This is a genomic window from Insulibacter thermoxylanivorax (genome assembly GCF_015472005.1).
GTDB lineage: Bacteria > Bacillota > Bacilli > Paenibacillales > DA-C8 > Insulibacter > Insulibacter thermoxylanivorax.
The window spans coordinates 92,939-108,499 of sequence record NZ_BMAQ01000003.1 but is presented as its reverse complement, the minus strand read 5'-3'; the positions used below and the strand labels follow the sequence as shown (position 1 = coordinate 108,499).

10 protein-coding genes are annotated in these 15,561 nt (G+C 54.1%); 8 read left to right on the top strand and 2 right to left on the bottom strand.

Features of this window, described 5'->3' with window-relative positions:
• Positions 1–14 precede the first annotated feature (14 nt).
• Positions 15–2,894: a glycoside hydrolase family 3 protein gene (locus tag PRECH8_RS02130; RefSeq protein ID WP_200965420.1), complete on the top strand. Its 2,880-nt coding sequence runs from the start codon at positions 15–17 to the stop codon at positions 2,892–2,894.
• A 43-nt stretch (positions 2,895–2,937) separates the two neighbouring features.
• Here PRECH8_RS02130 and PRECH8_RS02125 read toward each other — a convergent pair whose 3' ends face one another.
• On the bottom strand, positions 2,938–3,924 hold the full coding sequence (locus PRECH8_RS02125) for a cation diffusion facilitator family transporter (protein ID WP_200965419.1): 987 nt from the start codon (positions 3,922–3,924) through the stop codon (positions 2,938–2,940).
• Positions 3,925–4,198: 274 nt separating this feature from the next.
• Between PRECH8_RS02125 and PRECH8_RS02120 the strand changes: the two genes are divergently transcribed.
• The 4 genes from PRECH8_RS02120 to PRECH8_RS02105 all read left to right on the top strand — a co-directional run bounded on the left by PRECH8_RS02120 (position 4,199) and on the right by PRECH8_RS02105 (position 7,703).
• On the top strand, positions 4,199–4,549 hold the full coding sequence (locus PRECH8_RS02120) for an ArsR/SmtB family transcription factor (RefSeq protein ID WP_200965418.1): 351 nt from the start codon (positions 4,199–4,201) through the stop codon (positions 4,547–4,549).
• A gap of 169 nt (positions 4,550–4,718) precedes the next feature.
• A complete protein-coding gene (locus PRECH8_RS02115; RefSeq protein ID WP_200965417.1) occupies positions 4,719–5,444 on the top strand; it encodes a glycerophosphodiester phosphodiesterase in 726 nt (241 codons plus the stop codon).
• 47 nt (positions 5,445–5,491) lie between these two features.
• On the top strand, positions 5,492–6,682 hold the full coding sequence (locus tag PRECH8_RS02110) for an SLC45 family MFS transporter (protein ID WP_200965416.1): 1,191 nt from the start codon (positions 5,492–5,494) through the stop codon (positions 6,680–6,682).
• 112 nt (positions 6,683–6,794) lie between these two features.
• Positions 6,795–7,703, top strand: a complete 909-nt coding sequence (locus tag PRECH8_RS02105) for an aldo/keto reductase (protein ID WP_200965415.1) — start codon at positions 6,795–6,797, stop codon at positions 7,701–7,703.
• A 98-nt stretch (positions 7,704–7,801) separates the two neighbouring features.
• Here PRECH8_RS02105 and PRECH8_RS02100 read toward each other — a convergent pair whose 3' ends face one another.
• Positions 7,802–9,313, bottom strand: coding sequence for a methyl-accepting chemotaxis protein (locus PRECH8_RS02100; RefSeq protein WP_207161759.1), 1,512 nt, complete (start codon positions 9,311–9,313; stop codon positions 7,802–7,804).
• A gap of 580 nt (positions 9,314–9,893) precedes the next feature.
• Between PRECH8_RS02100 and PRECH8_RS02095 the strand changes: the two genes are divergently transcribed.
• The 3 genes from PRECH8_RS02095 (at position 9,894) to PRECH8_RS02085 (ending at position 15,512) form a co-directional block, all read left to right on the top strand.
• Positions 9,894–11,633: an ABC transporter ATP-binding protein gene (locus PRECH8_RS02095; RefSeq protein WP_200965414.1), complete on the top strand. Its 1,740-nt coding sequence runs from the start codon at positions 9,894–9,896 to the stop codon at positions 11,631–11,633.
• Positions 11,630–13,396: an ABC transporter ATP-binding protein gene (locus PRECH8_RS02090; protein WP_200965413.1), complete on the top strand. Its 1,767-nt coding sequence runs from the start codon at positions 11,630–11,632 to the stop codon at positions 13,394–13,396. The genes PRECH8_RS02095 and PRECH8_RS02090 overlap by 4 nt, the downstream gene beginning before the upstream one ends.
• A 400-nt stretch (positions 13,397–13,796) precedes the next feature.
• Positions 13,797–15,512, top strand: a complete 1,716-nt coding sequence (locus PRECH8_RS02085; RefSeq protein WP_200965412.1) for a peptide-binding protein — start codon at positions 13,797–13,799, stop codon at positions 15,510–15,512.
• Positions 15,513–15,561 lie beyond the last annotated feature (49 nt).

The window sequence follows — 15,561 nt, the reverse complement described above, 5'->3', positions numbered from 1 at the left end:
AGGAGGCCGCAAGGATGGCTAAGAACAGTCAACCGAAGTATCCGTTCCAGGATCCGAATCTGCCTGTGGATGAGCGGGTGGAGGATCTCATCTCCCGTTTGACTTTGAGTGAGAAGATCTCGCTCATGCCAACGCGCCAGATGACCGTGGAACGGTTAGGGATCCGCGAATACAATGTGGGCGGAGAAGCGGCGCACGGCCTTGTGGCACGAGAAGGTTCGACGACGGTATTCCCGCAGACGCTCGGGCTCGCCTGCACCTGGAACCCGGATCTGATGCTGGCCATCGGCAGTGCGGTGGGCGATGAAGCCAGAGCATATTATAAGAAACGCAATGAGTCGGGCGGCTTGACCCTGTGGGCGCCGACGGTGGATATGGAACGGGATCCGAGATGGGGGCGGACGGAAGAAGCCTATGGGGAAGATCCCCATCTGACGGGGATGATGTCCGCTGCCTATGCCAAGGGAATGCGCGGAGATCATCCGTTCTATATTAAGGCAGTTGCATCTTTGAAACATTTCTATGCGAACAACAATGAACATGAGAGGCTCCGCAGTTCTTCCTCCATCGATCCGCGGAATAAGCGGGAGTATTATCTGAAAGCCTTTGAACCGGCGATTCGGGAAAGGGCCGCTCACTCCATGATGACCGCCTACAACGAGATCAACGGTACGCCGGCGATCTGTCATCCGGATGTACAGGAGATCGTGAAGGATGAATGGGAACTGGACGGCTTCATCGTCTGTGACGGGGCAGATCTGCATCAGACCGTCGACGATCATCGGTATTGCGATACCTATGCGGAGGCAGTGGCGCTGGCTGTCAAAGGCGGGATTGACTGCATCACCGATGACCGGGATCTGGTGATCCGCGCGCTGCATGAAGCGATCGAACGGGGGCTGCTGGAAGAAGCCGATCTGGACCGCGCCCTGCGCAGGGTCTTCCGCATCCGTTTCCGATTAGGACAGTTCGATCCCGAGGAACGGAACCCTTATGCGAAAATCTCGGAGGCTGTGATCTATCGGGCTGAACATCGTGAGCTTGCGCTCCGCGCTGCCCGTGAAGCGATCGTCCTGCTGAAGAACGAACCGCGCATCCTGCCCCTGGATAAGAACAAGCTGAACAGCGCAGCCGTCATCGGTCCGCTGGCCGATGTCGTATACCGCGACTGGTATACGGGGCAGCTTCCTTATCGTGTGACGCCGCTGGCCGGGATCGCCGGCAAGATATCCGCGGACAGAATCCGTTATGCGGACGGCTGTGATGAGATCCTTCTTCGTTCGGCGAAGAGCGGCCGGTATGTCGGTCCGCACAGCTATGACCGGGATGAGTTAACGGCGGATAAGACGGCGGGTGACACCTCTTCAAGGTATAAGGTGACGGATTGGGGATGGGGGCGGCTGACCCTGCGCTCCATGGCCAATGGTGCTTACGTCACGACGGATGATGAGACGGTCAGCGCCTCAGCTCAGGATGTATGGGGCTGGTTTGTCAAGGAGCAGTTCACCCTGAGCAAGACCGGCCAGGATGCGGAAGGTCAGGATACCTATAACCTGCGGACTTGGAATGAATGTCCGGTGACGATCGACGAGGAAGAACGGCTGGTGGTTGCTGGCGGTGAAGAAGCAGAGACGGAAGCGGCGTTGTTCCATGTTCTGAAGGTGAAGGACGGCATCGAGGAAGCCGTGCGAGCAGCAGCGGCAAGCGACGTTGCGATCGTCTGCGTCGGCAACCATCCGCTGATCAACGGCAAGGAAGAGATCGATCGTCCGGACCTGGTGCTGCCTGAGCATCAACAGCGGCTGATCCGCGAAGTCTATAAGGCGAATCCGAACACGATCGTCGTCGTGATCGGCAGCTATCCCTTCGCGCTGAATTGGGAGGAGGAACATGTGCCGGCGATTGTATACACAGCCCACGGCGGGCAAGAAGCCGGTCATGCCCTGGCAGATGTGCTGTTCGGGGATTATAATCCGGCCGGCCGCCTGAATATGACATGGTATCGCTCGGTGGACCAGCTGCCGGACATGATGGACTATGACATCATCAAGGGCGGACGAACATACATGTATTTTGAAGGGGAACCGCTGTATCCTTTTGGCCATGGTTTATCTTATACGGAGTTCTTGTACAAGGATCTAGTTCTTAGCTCTGATGCGCTGCAGGCGGATGGGCAGCTGACGATCAGCGTTACCGTTGAGAATATCGGTGCACTCGCCGGCGACGAAGTCGTCCAGCTGTATGTGCGGGCCAACCAATCCCGCGTGAAGCGCCCTTTGAAGCAGCTGTCCGGTTTTGAGCGCGTGCATCTCAAACCCGGCGAACAGCAGACGATCACCTTCACGCTGCAAGGCGAGCAGCTTGCTTTCTGGGATGTAACGCGTGAACGGTATGCCGTGGAAAACGGAGAATATACGATCATGGTCGGGCGTTCCTCCGCGCAGATCGAACTGCAGAGCGTCATCACAGTGCATGGTGAGACGATTCCGCCGCGCAATCTCTATCAGCACACGAAGGCGGAGAACTATGATGACTATGAAGCGGTGTACCTCGATGAATGCAGCGAAGGCGGCACTTGCGTCGTTCCCAAGGGGCCGGCGGGAGGCTGGATCCTCTTCAAAGATGCGGATTTATGCCGCGGCGCGAAGCGTTTCGAGATGCGGGCAGCTGCCCGCGGCAGGGGAGTCGTGGAGCTTCGGGTGCATGATCCGCAGGGGGAATTAATCGCACGTATGGAAGTCGAAGGGCAGCCGCGTACCAATAGGTTGGGCCGCGTCAGAAACGATGCGTGGTGTACGATCAGCGAAGCCGTTCAGCTGCCGGGTGACGCGAGCGATCTCTATATCGGATTAAGCGGCGATGTGCGCATCGCTTGGTTCTGTTTCCATGCATAACAACAAGAAGCGTTCCTGCCTGATTGGCGGAACGCTTCTTGCATTATATTCTTAGATGTGCATGCTGCAGCTGGGATTTTTCGATCTGGATCGTCGTGTGCTGGATGCGGAAGCGCTCTTCGATGCGGCGGATCGCTTCCTGCAGGACGACTTGGCAGTCTTGATCATCCTCGATGATCAGATGGCAGCTTAAGGAGTCCATGCCCGAGGTGATCGTCCAGATGTGAAGATCGTGCAGATTCTTCACCCCGCGGATGGCAAGCAGCGTCTCTTCCACCTCGCGCGCATCGATGGCCGCGGGGGTGCCTTCCATCAAGATATGGATGGTGTGGTTGACGACATGCCATGCGCTGCGCAGGATGAGCAAGGCGACGATCACGCTGATGATCGGATCGGCGATATACCAGTCGAACAGGAGCATGAGCAGTCCGGCTAAGATAGCGCCCACGGAGCCCAAAGCATCACCCAGGATGTGCAAGTAAGCGCTGCGGACGTTGATATTGCCTTTGATATCGCTCTTCCGCATCAGGCTCCAAGCGCTGATCAGGTTGGCTGCCAGCCCGATCAAGGCGATGACCATCATCGTCCCTCCGGCGACTTCCGGCGGATCGATGAAGCGTTCGTAGGCTTCGAAGACGATGAAGCCGGCCATGACGAACAGCGTTAAGCCGTTGAACAGCGCCGCCAGGATCTCGAAGCGATAGTATCCGTATGATTTGTTCGCTGAAGGAGGCCGTGCCGCGAACCAGAAAGCGGCCAGGCTCAAAGCGATGGCTGCGGTATCGCTGAGCATATGGGCTGAGTCGCTCAGCAGAGCCAAGCTGTTCGTAAGCAAACCGCCGACGAACTCCAGGATCATGATGCCGCCGGTGATGATCAGGGCGATGGTCAGCCCTTTGCGGTTGTCTGCGGCATGTTCATGGGCATGCCCGTGATGATGTCCGTGTCCATGATGATGCCCATGATGATGGAGATGTCCATGATGGTGATGCCCATGCCCGTGTTCGTGATGATGTCTCAGCTTCTTCATGCGGTTCCATCCTCCTTGTAACTGCCGGCGCATGACCTGCTCAGTCTGGTTTCTTCTTATTCCCAGCTGAGGAGGTGATACCAGTATATCCAATCGGCAGCACCGGGTTACTTAATCGTAATTATTATGATTAAATTAATATATGAACAAGTATTCATATGATGTGTACCCTTATCATAACATGACATGTAGTGAATGGCAAGATATTCAAGACGGACATTTTCATGTATAATTCAGTCAGAGAAACGAACAAGAGGAAACGGGTGAGTCAGAGATGGATTGCGAGCAAGATTGCCAAGGCACGGGCACGGGAGCTGATGCACTGCGGCCTAAGCATATGATCTCGGAAGAGCAGGCTTACCATGTAGCAGAGTTGTTCAAAGCACTTGGCGATCCTACGCGCGTGAAGATCATCAGCGCGCTGATCGGTTGTGAACGATGCGTACATGACCTGACGGTGATCCTCGATATGGGGCAGTCAGCGGTATCCCACCAGCTCCGCTATCTGCGCAATCTGCGCATCGTCAAGCGCCGCAAAGAGGGCAAGACCGTCTATTATTCCCTGGATGATGATCATATCGAACAGATCTTCTTGCAGACGGTCCGCCATTTGGAGCATAAGTAAATTTGCTGTTGGAAGCAGCGAGAAGCCAGCGAGAAGCCAGCGGCAAGCGTTCTTTTTTTGATCAATATCGACCACAGGGTTAATCCCCAGTTTACAATACAGTCTTACAATGGACATACCATCTGCGGATCGCAGCAGAGGGATCGATCTTCATCGACGGAGGGATAGGATGCGTACATGCGTGAACTTCGCCCACCGCGGAGCATCCGGGGTCTGCCCGGAGAACACGATGGCAGCCTTTGTCAAGGCGATTGAACTTGGCGCAACCGGCATCGAGACAGATGTTCAGATGACGAGGGATGGACGGCTCGTACTCATCCATGACGAGACGCTGCAGCGGACGGCGGGCGTTTCTGGATGGGTGAAGGACTTCACGTTAGACGAGCTGAGACAGCTGGATGCGGGGGCTTGGTACGGGGAGGAATTCCGGGGTGAGAAGATCCCCGTATTGGAGGAGTTATTGGAACTTGCTAAGCGGCATGACCTCGTGCTGAATCTGGAATTGAAAAATGGTCATGTCTCCTATCCGGGGATGGAGGAGCGGACGGCGGAGATCGTCCGCCGCTTCCGGATGTGCGGACAGGTGATCATCTCGTCTTTTAACCATTATTCCCTCGTCCTGATGAAGCAGGCTGCTCCGGAGATTGAGACCGCCGTCCTGTACATGGAAGGGCTCTATGAACCCTGGGTCTATGCGCGGCGAATCGGCGCTTCGGCTCTGCATCCCTATCGGCTGGCGGTCACTCCAGCATGGGTTCAGGAAGCCGGGAAATGGGGGATTCGTTATCATCCTTTCACGGTGAATGAGGAGTCGGAGATGCGCACCATGCTCGATGCCGGGGTCAGCGGCATCATCACCGATTATCCTGACCGTTTAGCCGCATTGTTAGCTTAGCTGGATGGTTCGCAGAGCTGCACTGTTATGATGGGGAGTGTAGGACGATGAGAAAAACCTGGCTTCTCGGATTTGGCTTCTTCAGCATCAGTTTGACTTGGGCCTTGTACAATGCTTTTGTGCCGCTGTTCCTCGAATCATTCATCAGCAGCACGATGGTGGTCGGCTTCCTCATGACCCTCGACAACTACTTCGCGCTCTTCATGCAGCCATGGATCGGCAATCGCAGCGATCGAACGGATACGCGATTCGGCCGCAGGATGCCGTATCTCATGATCGGCATGCCGCTGGCGGCGGTGTTCATGGCACTCATTCCCCTTTACACTTCACTTCTTACCCTTGTGCTGTTCATGCTGCTTATGAACTTGTCGATGAGCTTGTATCGTTCTCCTACCGTAGCGTTGATGCCGGATATTACGCCCGAAGCAAACCGCTCCAAGGCGAACGGCATCATCAATTTCATGGGCGGGATCGGCACCGTCGCCGCCTTCGGAGCAGGGTCCATCCTCTATGAAGCGAACCGCAATCTGCCCTTTGCTGCGGCAGGACTTCTTACCCTGTTGGCGCTCTTCATCGTATTCATGAGCATCAAGGAGAAGCGCGATACGATCTCATATACCGTGTCGCAGAAACAGCAGGTTCGCATGCGGGGGGAATTGGACCGCACGACGGTGTTCTTGCTGCTGGCGATTTTCTTCTGGTTCGTGGCCTATCAAGGTGTCGAGGCGATGTTCACGCTGTATGGCACCAATCATCTGGGTCTGTCCGACGGGGCTGCTTCCTTCCTGCTGACCTTCTTCTCGCTGGCATTCCTCCTCTTCGCGCTGCCGAGCGGCTATCTCGGTACGAAGTTCGGCAAGAAGAAGATGATCCTCATCGGCGCCAGCGGCTTGATGTGCGTGTTCGGCGCCGTCACCTTCATCTCCTCGCTCTGGGCACTGCGCATCCTTCTGATCCTGGGCGGCATCTTCTGGGCGTGCATCAATATCAATTCCTATCCCTTCGTTGTCGCCGCAGGCAGGGAGCAGAGCATCGGCACGCGGACGGGGCTGTACTATCTTGTATCGTCTCTGGCAGCGATTATCTCGCCGCCCCTGGTCGGCCAGATCATCGATTGGACCGATTATGCTTCGCTGTTTGTGTATGCAGCGGTGATGATGTTGGCCGCACTGACCTGCGTGCTGAACATCCGTCATTCGGGGACCGCAGCGGAGCAGACTCCTGAAGTGACGATATGACCGCACTGGTTGATTGGGCTATAATCCATAGTTGCAAGAAGAGAATAAGGCACATCCTTGCAGATCGTTCGGCATGCGATTGGAGGATGCGAAGAAAGGGGCTTAGGTACAGATGAAGAAGAATCGACTTGGCAAGTCAGATCTCTATGTGTCGGAAATCGGTCTCGGCTGCATGTCGCTGGGAACGGATGAGGCGGCCGCCCGCCGGATCATCCATGAGGCGCTGGATCAGGGGATCAATTTCTTCGACACGGCGGATCTATATGACAGAGGGCTTAATGAGGAGATCGTCGGCCGGGCGCTGGAAGGCCGCAGATCTGAGGTTGTGCTGGCGACGAAGGTCGGCAACCGCATCATCCCAGGCCGGGATGGATGGGTATGGGACCCTTCTAAGGAATATATCATGGAGGCTGTTAAAGGCAGCCTGCGCCGTTTGCGCACCGATTATATCGATCTGTATCAACTGCACGGCGGCACGATGGAGGATCCGATCGATGAGACGATCGAGGCCTTCGAGCGGTTGAAGGAGCAGGGATGGATTCGCTGGTACGGGATCTCCTCGATCCGCCCGAACGTGATTCGAGAGTACGTAAAGCGTTCCAATATCATCAGCGTGATGAATCAATACAGCATCCTCGACCGCCGGGCGGAAGAGGCGGTGATCCCGCTGCTGCAGGAGCATGGAATCAGCATCATCGCCCGCGGCCCGTTAGCCAAGGGGATCCTGACGGACCGCGGCGGGCATAAGGCGGCCGGCGGCTTCCTTGATTATGCGGAGGAGGAGCTGCATGCCCTGCGCGATCAGCTGCAGCAGATCGCCGAGAGCAAGCGCTCCTTAACGCATACGGCGCTTCGCTATTGCATGGATCAGCCGGCGGTCGGCGTGACGCTGGCGGGCGCCAGCTCCGTCGAGCAGCTGCGGGAGAATGCTGCCGCCTCGCAAGCGCCGCCGCTGACGGAGGAAGAGCTTGGCAAGATCCGTTCGGTCTCTAAGGCAAATCGTTATGCTGAGCATCGATGATCCGCTGTGCGAGATGGATTTAAGACAAGGGGAGTGTCGTCAAACCGCGGCAGATGCGGCTTGGCACACTCCCTTTGTGCGTGTATGAAGCTTGTGTATCAAGATGCGAGGATTTGTTTCAAGCTGGCTTCTGCTTCCTTCAACTGTTGCAGCGTCTGCTCGTTCTGCTCCAGCAGCGTATGAGTCATCGCCGTTAGTTCCTCCATCGTCGCTGTTGCTTCTTCGCTTGTTGCGGCAAGGTGCTGTGTCGCCTCTTCGACGGAGCGGGAAGCTTCGTTGATCTTCGCGATATGCTCCATATAGCCATCGGCCAGATGCTGCAGCAATTCAACGGATTCACGAATCGAGCCGAAGGCTTGGATCGTCTGCTGCGCCGCTTGGCTGCTTGAATCCATCCGTTCCAAGATAGCAGCCATCCGCTGGCTTGCCTCTTCGATCTGCTTGGAGAAGCTCACGATCTGTTTGGAGATCTGCTCGGCAGAATGACCGCTGAGATCGGCCAGCTTGCGAATCTCAGAGGCGACAATGGCGAAGCCCTGCCCATGCTCACCGGCCCGAGCGGCTTCGATGCTGGCATTGAGTGCGAGTAGGTTAGTCTGGTTCGCGATCTCCAAGATGGAGATACTGATCTGCGTTGTCCCTTCCATCTGCTTCTTAAGCGTTTGAACGTCGCTCGCCATATCATAGATATCCTGTTTGAACTCTGCAATGGTCGCATCGAGTTCTTCCGTTACCTGAACACCAGAGCTTGAGATCGCATTGGTTTCCGTTACCCGCGCATTCAGGATTTCGAAGGATTCTGTCATGCGCTGTACAAGATCATGCATGTTCTGCATCGCTTGATTGATCGATAAGGTCGAATCCAACTGGGCGCTGGCGCTGTTGGTAATCTCGTTGAAGGAGGTATGCATCTCATGGAATGAGCGGTTCGTCTCGTCGCTGATCGCCGTGATGGAGCCGAGGTTCTGGGAAACCTGATCGACCAGGCCGACGATCGTTTCATTGCGGGATTCCTGCTGCTGTTGCAGCTGACTGGACTGGTCCATTGCTCGATACATATCTTGGGCGAGTGTTTTGACCACAAAGCGCAGGGCCATCATCAAGCCTGCGATGATGACGTAGTAGACGATATAAGTCATTGATGTGGTCTGGCTGATCGCTGCCCCCGCAGGGCCAAAGAGCAGGTAGAGCAATACAGAGAATCCGATCAGGATCGCGATCAAATTGATGATGAAGTTGGAATAGATCGCCGCTAAGAACAGCAGGTAGAAGGTTGCCGGAATATGATCCAGGCTCGGATTCATGGAAACTTGTAAGATGACGATGGCACCGCTTCCGAGCACCGCTAAGTAACCCAGATAGGGGAGTAAGATCCGTCTGTATAGACAGAAACCAAGCAGGAGGACCAGCAGTATGATCGAAACCAATGCACCTGTCACAGCTGCGCTCCTATCCCCGTCCATGAGCCATCCGAGCAGCGTGATGAGCGTGACGAAACCGATCGCAGCCAATACCGCGGTATTCCTGCGAATGAGATCAATCTCTTGCAAAGTCCGGTTCTTGTCTTCTTCGCGAATAGATCCTAATATATTGCCGAGTTTGCGTATCATAGTCTATCCTCCGATGCCATAGTAATGTGTGAAAGCGACCATTCTACATCCTTCGACAGATCTTGGGTGATTCCTGCATCAGCAGGCAAATCATGAATGGAGAACCCTGTGTGGATGCAAGTATCAAACATGAGCAAAACAAGTGAAGAACCATGTGCAAAAATAGGATGAGGCAGACCTGATGGAAAATAAGGGAAGCCAAATTTCCGCTATTTCGGTAAAACGACCGTTTTACCAATAATAGAGTAAGTGAAATTTCCGTTATTTTGTTAGAATGGTCTAGAAACCCCTAGCTAAAAGGGTTACAGGAGGAATAGTGTAAATTTGACTTCCGCTATTTCTCCTTAAATGCTGTCTTTTGCAAAATAACGGAAATTAGAATGTCATTATTATCAGCGCCACAATTACACGCAATAGGATTCGTCCTCGATCACCATTCGGCATTACTCCGCTCCATCCGATTAACAACTTAGCTGAACAATATATGATATAGTTAAAGATGAAAAAGAAATGTTTATTCGCCAAACTGTAAACGCATCCATGGAAAGGTGAATAAGCGAAATGAGCGGAGGGGTCTTTGGTGAGAGGGAAGAGGCTTCTGTTCGATTATGTCAAAGCGAATTGGTATCGGTATGTCTTAGCGGTGTCGATCATGGGCGCGGCCCAGGTGATTCATTCCCTGTTTCCGATCGTCGTGGGGAACTTCACCGATGAACTTGAGATGAACGGGCTGACGGCACAGGGGGTGCGCCATTACGGCCTGCTGCTGCTGGCTATTGGTGCCGGCTATGGGGTGATGTTCGGTTTCGGGCAGTATAACAACCACAAGCTGGGACGCACCTTCGAATATCAGGCGCGTCAACAGCTGTTCGAGCATTTCACCCGCTTAAGTGAGTGGTACTTCTCGAAGAACGGGATCGGCAAACTGCTCAGCTTCATGTTGAACGATGTATCGTCTGTACGCGAATCGATCGCCAATGCGATCAATCAGTTGACATCGGCGGCGGTGCTGCTCGCTTCGATCATCGTCATCTTAGCGGGGAGCGAGATTCCTTGGACCTTTATCATGGTCTGTGTCCTGCCCCTGTTGTCGATTCCCTTCATGGTCGTCTATTTCGGTCCGCGCATCCGCAGCCGATCCAGACGGGTTCAAGAAGCGCTGGCGGCCATGACAGATTCGGCTGAAGAGCAATTCGGCGGCATCCGGGTGACGAAGACTTTCGCGGTGGAGGAGATCGCCCGCCAGCGCTTCGGCAAGACCGTGGATCAGATTCGCGACAACCATCTCTCCCTCGTTAGACTCAGCTCGATGTTTCAGTCGCTCCTGCCGATGGTTGGAGGATTGTCGCTGGTCATCACAATCGTCTATGGCGGCTGGTTAACCCTGCAGGGAGCGATGACGACGGGGATGTTCGTCGCAGTTACGCTGTATATCCGCATGCTCGTCCATCCGCTGCAACAGATCGGCAATGTGATCAACACGATGCAGAGGGCAAGTGCTTCGTTGGAGAGGCTCAATCAGCTGCTGGAGATAAGACCGGATATCCAGGAGTCGGCAGATGCGGTGCCGATTGTCGGCGCACAGGCATCGATCGAGATCCGTGACCTGACCTTTACATATCCTGAGGCGGGCAAACCGTCGCTCTCGGACATCTCGCTTACGATCCAACCGGGTGAGACGATCGGCATCGTCGGCAAGACCGGTTCTGGGAAGACGACGCTGCTCAAGCTGCTCTTGCGCGTCTATGATCCGCCGCGCGGCACGATCTTCATCGGCGGCATCGATGTTCATGATATCAAGCTGGAAAGCCTGCGCAAGAACATCGCTTATGTGCCGCAGGAAGGCTTCCTGTTCAGCACGACGATTCGCGAGAATATCGCCTTCTCGAATCGGCAGCTCGATCTGAGCCGGGTCGAAGAGGCTTCACGTCAGGCTGAGATCTTCGGCAATATCATGGAACTGCCCGACCGCTTCGAGACGATGTTAGGAGAACGGGGACTGACGCTGTCCGGCGGGCAGCGGCAGCGCACGAGCCTGGCGCGCGGACTCATCAAGGACGCACCGATCCTGCTGCTCGATGACAGCGTCTCCGCCGTCGATGCGGTAACCGAGACGAAGATCATCCGGAACCTGCGCAAGGTGCGCGCGGGCAAGACGACGATCCTGATCGCCCATCGCATCAGCGCCCTCCGGCATGCGGACCGCATCTATGTATTGGACGAAGGACGGATCATCGAACAGGGCACCCATGAGCAGCTCCTTCGCCTTGGCGGGTATTATACATCCTTGTACGCCTTGCAAGAGGAGGGGATCTCATGAACCGCAGACAGGCGTTTCGCTCGATGCTTTCCTATGCGAAACCGCATCGCTATACCTTCTTGCTGATCTTCCTCTTCTCGATCATCGCCATCTTTGCGGACTTATTGCAGCCTTATCTGGTCAGCGTCTTGCTGGACCACGGATTGGCTGAGGGCAAGGGGAGCTTAAAGATGGTCCTCCTCTTCGCGGTGCTCTATCTGCTGCTTGTGGGGATCGTCTTCATCTTCTCCTATTGGCAGGCCAACATGCTGCAGCGGGCAGGACAGAGCATCGTCGCGCAGCTGCGCAAGGATCTGTTCCATCACATCACGCTGCAATCGATGTCCTTCTTCGACCGCCATAAGAGCGGCAGCCTCGTGACGAATGTATCGAGCGATACAGAGACGATCAGCCGCTTCTTCACGCAGGTGGTTCTCAGCATCGTGCGCGACGGGATGTCGCTGATCCTGATCATCGGCTTCATGTTCTATCTCGATGCGGAGCTGGCCCTGTATTGCATGGGCTTGATCCCGGTCATCATGTTCATCTCTTGGTCCTTCCGCAAGGCACTGCGGAACGCTTACCAGCGCTCGCGTGCTCAATTGTCGCGCTCGGTTGCTTTCGTCGCGGAGAACCTGGCGGGGATGAGCTTGATCCAAGCGTTCCATCAGGAGAAGGAGCAGACGGCTGCATTTAAGCAGCATAACAGGCAATACCTAAGGGAGAACTTGCGGGAAGTCAGGACTTCGGTGCTCTTTAACCGATCATTTGATATCTTGGGCAACGTTTCTGTGGCGCTTGTCGTATGGTTCGGCGGATTGGCGGTATTGGATAAACGGCTCAGCTTCGGGGTATTGTATGCTTTTATCTCCTATATTCGTCAGTTTTTCCAACCGATCAACCAGATCACGCAGCAATGGAACACGCTGCAATCGACCCTGGTTTCCGTCGATCGCATCTGGCGAATCTTCGCCGTCGAACCGGAAGTACGCGAGCCGGATGAGGCGACAGCTAAACACTTGGATCCGGAACAGGCACAGGGGCGGATCGACTTCAATCGCATCCGTTTCTCCTATACGGATCATCAAGACGTGCTGCATGATATTGATCTGCATGTAAAACCGGGAGAGTTCATCGGCATCGTAGGTACAACGGGCGCAGGCAAGAGTTCCCTCGTCAACCTGTTGGCGAGGTTCTATGATGTGAAGCGGGGCAGCATCGAGATCGACGGCGTCGACATCCGCAGCCTGCCCAGCGAGTCCCTCCATCGGCTTGTCGGCATCGTGCAGCAAGATCCCTTCTTATACTCCGGTACGATTATTGATAATGTTCGGCTGTTCAATAAGGAGATCTCCCGGGAAGAGGTGATCGCGGCATGCCGCTTCGTCGGCGTGCACAAGATGATCGAACGGCTGAAGGAGGGCTATGATACGATGCTGTCGGAGCGGGGCAGCGGGCTGTCGGCGGGAGAGCGGCAGCTTCTGTCCTTCGCACGCATCCTGGTATATCAGCCTAAGATCCTAATCCTCGATGAGGCGACGGCGAATCTCGATTCACATACAGAGCAGCTGGTGCAAAGAGCGCTTAGGGTCGTCTCCGAAGGGCGAACCACGCTGGTCATCGCCCATCGACTGTCCACGGTGCAGCACGCGGATCGCATCATCGTCATGCGCCATGGCAAGATCGTCGAACAAGGCACGCATGAGCAGCTGCTGCAACAGAACGGCTATTATGCCGAACTGTATGCTCATTCCCGCGGGCAGGTTACGAAGGGGATCTCGTAGTAGTAGTAGTAACTATATTAGCTAATTAGCAAGAACAACCCGCCGTTAATTGTTAAAGACAATTTCGCTACTAACAATATTTACAAAACATGAGATTTACACCCATTAATCAGATAATATCCGGGACATTTCAGCGGTTTTATTCGCCAATTTATAACAAAATTCCGAATGATTTGTTACAGGAAACATTTTGACGGTTGACTTGTACTCCCTGTTTAGTGCGATAATATGCATATGTACTAAGACTCTTGGTTGCCGCGTGATCGTTCTAACACTTTGCCGGAGAAGAGAACGAAAGATTTAAAGCGATGCACCAAATATGGACATCTGTGTCGAAAGCATCTATAATCAAGACTATATTTTTAGATTAAAAAGAGAAAAACAAGAAGGAGTAGTGGTCATGAGCAAAGTAAAGAGAAGTTTATTGCTCGTCTTGTGCGTGTTCCTCTTAGGGGGGGTACTGGCAGCATGTTCTTCGAACAATAACGGTGAGCAGGCAGCCCCGAGCAACAACGTATCCGAAAACAACCAAAATCAGGATACGGAAGGTCCTAAGGACGGCGGTACATTAACTCTGTCGACGATCTCCGATATCGTTTCCCTGAACCCGCTGTTCATTCAAGACACAGCATCCAGTGATGCAGCCCACTGGGTATTTGCAAAGCTGTACGACCTGAACCGTGAAGGTCTTGTGACAGCAGAACCTTGGTCCATCGCTGCAGAAGAGCCGATCATCTCTGAAGACGGTACGACTTACACCGTGAAGCTGAAGGATTATGCGAAGTGGAGCGACGGCACGCCAATCACCGCAGATGACATTATCTTCACGATCGAGACTATCATGAATCCAGACACAGGGTCTCCTGCAATTTCTACGTTTGATAAGATCGAGTCGATCAACAAGATCAGCGACTATGAGATCGAGTTTAAACTGTCGCAAGTCTATGCGCCGTTCATTTACTCGCTGGTATTCGAACCGGTGCCGAAGCATGTTCTGGGAGATGTTCCGGTTAACGAGCTGAAGGCTCATCAATACGGTTCCAATCCGGAAATTACCGTAACCAGCGGTCCGTGGGTGTGGAAAGAGTGGACACAAGGTCAACAACACGTCTTCGAGCGCAACCCGGACTACTGGGGCGAAGTGAAGCCTAAGATCCAAACGGTCATCTATAAGATCTATGCGGATCAGAACACAGAAGTGCAAGCATTGCTTAGAGGCGACGTAGACCTCGTAACAGCGATTCCGGTAACGATGAACGAAGCGGTAAGCAAGGAAGAGCATATCCGCATGATCCTGGAACCAGGTCCGCAATATGAGTTCCTTGGATTCAACTTCGATGAATCGAACTTCCCGAATAACTTCAATCCGTTCGAATCGCAGAAGACGCGTCAAGCGATCGCTTACGCTCTGGATCGTCAAGGCATGATCGACAATGTCTTGAAGGGTACAGGCGTCCTGATGAACGCTCCGATGCTGCCTGGAACATGGGCGGACCCGGGCGCACGTGCTAAGAACTATGAGTATAACCCTGAGAAAGCCAAGGAATTGCTTGCTGAAGACGGATGGGTGATGAACGAGAAGACAGGCATCCTGGAGAAAGACGGCAATCCATTCTCCTTCGAACTGCAATACAACACAGGAAACAGCCGTCGTGAGCAAGTTGCTCAGGTCATCCAGAACAACCTGGCACAAGTCGGCATCGAAGTGAAGCCGCGCGGTATTGACTTTGCTGCGTGGGTTGAGCAAAACTTAACGCCTGGTAAGTATCAAGCCATCCTCTTGGCATGGTCCCTGACCATTCCGGATCCGGACTCTGAGACAATCTTCTCGTCCAAGTACTTCCCGCCGGCTGGTCAGAACATGGGCTGGTACGTCAATGAAGAACTGGATCAGCTCTGGGTGGACGGTTACTCCACAACGGACATTGATGAGCGCGCCGAGATCTACGGAAGAATCGGTGAGATCATCTCCGAAGACCTGCCGTACGTATTCATGTACCGCTACGGTAATGCGATCGGGATCGGTCCGAGAGTTCACTTCGACGAAGCCGATGCTCCAGAGCCATCTCTTGCAACAGGATACTTCTTCCACTCGATCAACTGGTGGGTGGAGTAAAACCATACAGCACCGTTCTGTAGAGATTTGACTTATTACCATTGCAATA

Bases quoted from the DNA above. Each gene is read 5' to 3' on its own strand.
- PRECH8_RS02085 (WP_200965412.1), top strand. From the start codon at position 13,797: ATGAGCAAAGTAAAGAGAAGTTTATTGCTCGTCTTGTGCGTGTTCCTC.
- PRECH8_RS02120 (WP_200965418.1), top strand. From the start codon at position 4,199: ATGGATTGCGAGCAAGATTGCCAAGGCACGGGCACGGGAGCTGATGCA.
- PRECH8_RS02100 (WP_207161759.1), bottom strand. From the start codon at position 9,313: ATGATACGCAAACTCGGCAATATATTAGGATCTATTCGCGAAGAAGAC.
- PRECH8_RS02115 (WP_200965417.1), top strand. From the start codon at position 4,719: ATGCGTACATGCGTGAACTTCGCCCACCGCGGAGCATCCGGGGTCTGC.
- PRECH8_RS02110 (WP_200965416.1), top strand. From the start codon at position 5,492: ATGAGAAAAACCTGGCTTCTCGGATTTGGCTTCTTCAGCATCAGTTTG.
- PRECH8_RS02130 (WP_200965420.1), top strand. From the start codon at position 15: ATGGCTAAGAACAGTCAACCGAAGTATCCGTTCCAGGATCCGAATCTG.
- PRECH8_RS02105 (WP_200965415.1), top strand. From the start codon at position 6,795: ATGAAGAAGAATCGACTTGGCAAGTCAGATCTCTATGTGTCGGAAATC.
- PRECH8_RS02090 (WP_200965413.1), top strand. From the start codon at position 11,630: ATGAACCGCAGACAGGCGTTTCGCTCGATGCTTTCCTATGCGAAACCG.
- PRECH8_RS02125 (WP_200965419.1), bottom strand. From the start codon at position 3,924: ATGAAGAAGCTGAGACATCATCACGAACACGGGCATGGGCATCACCAT.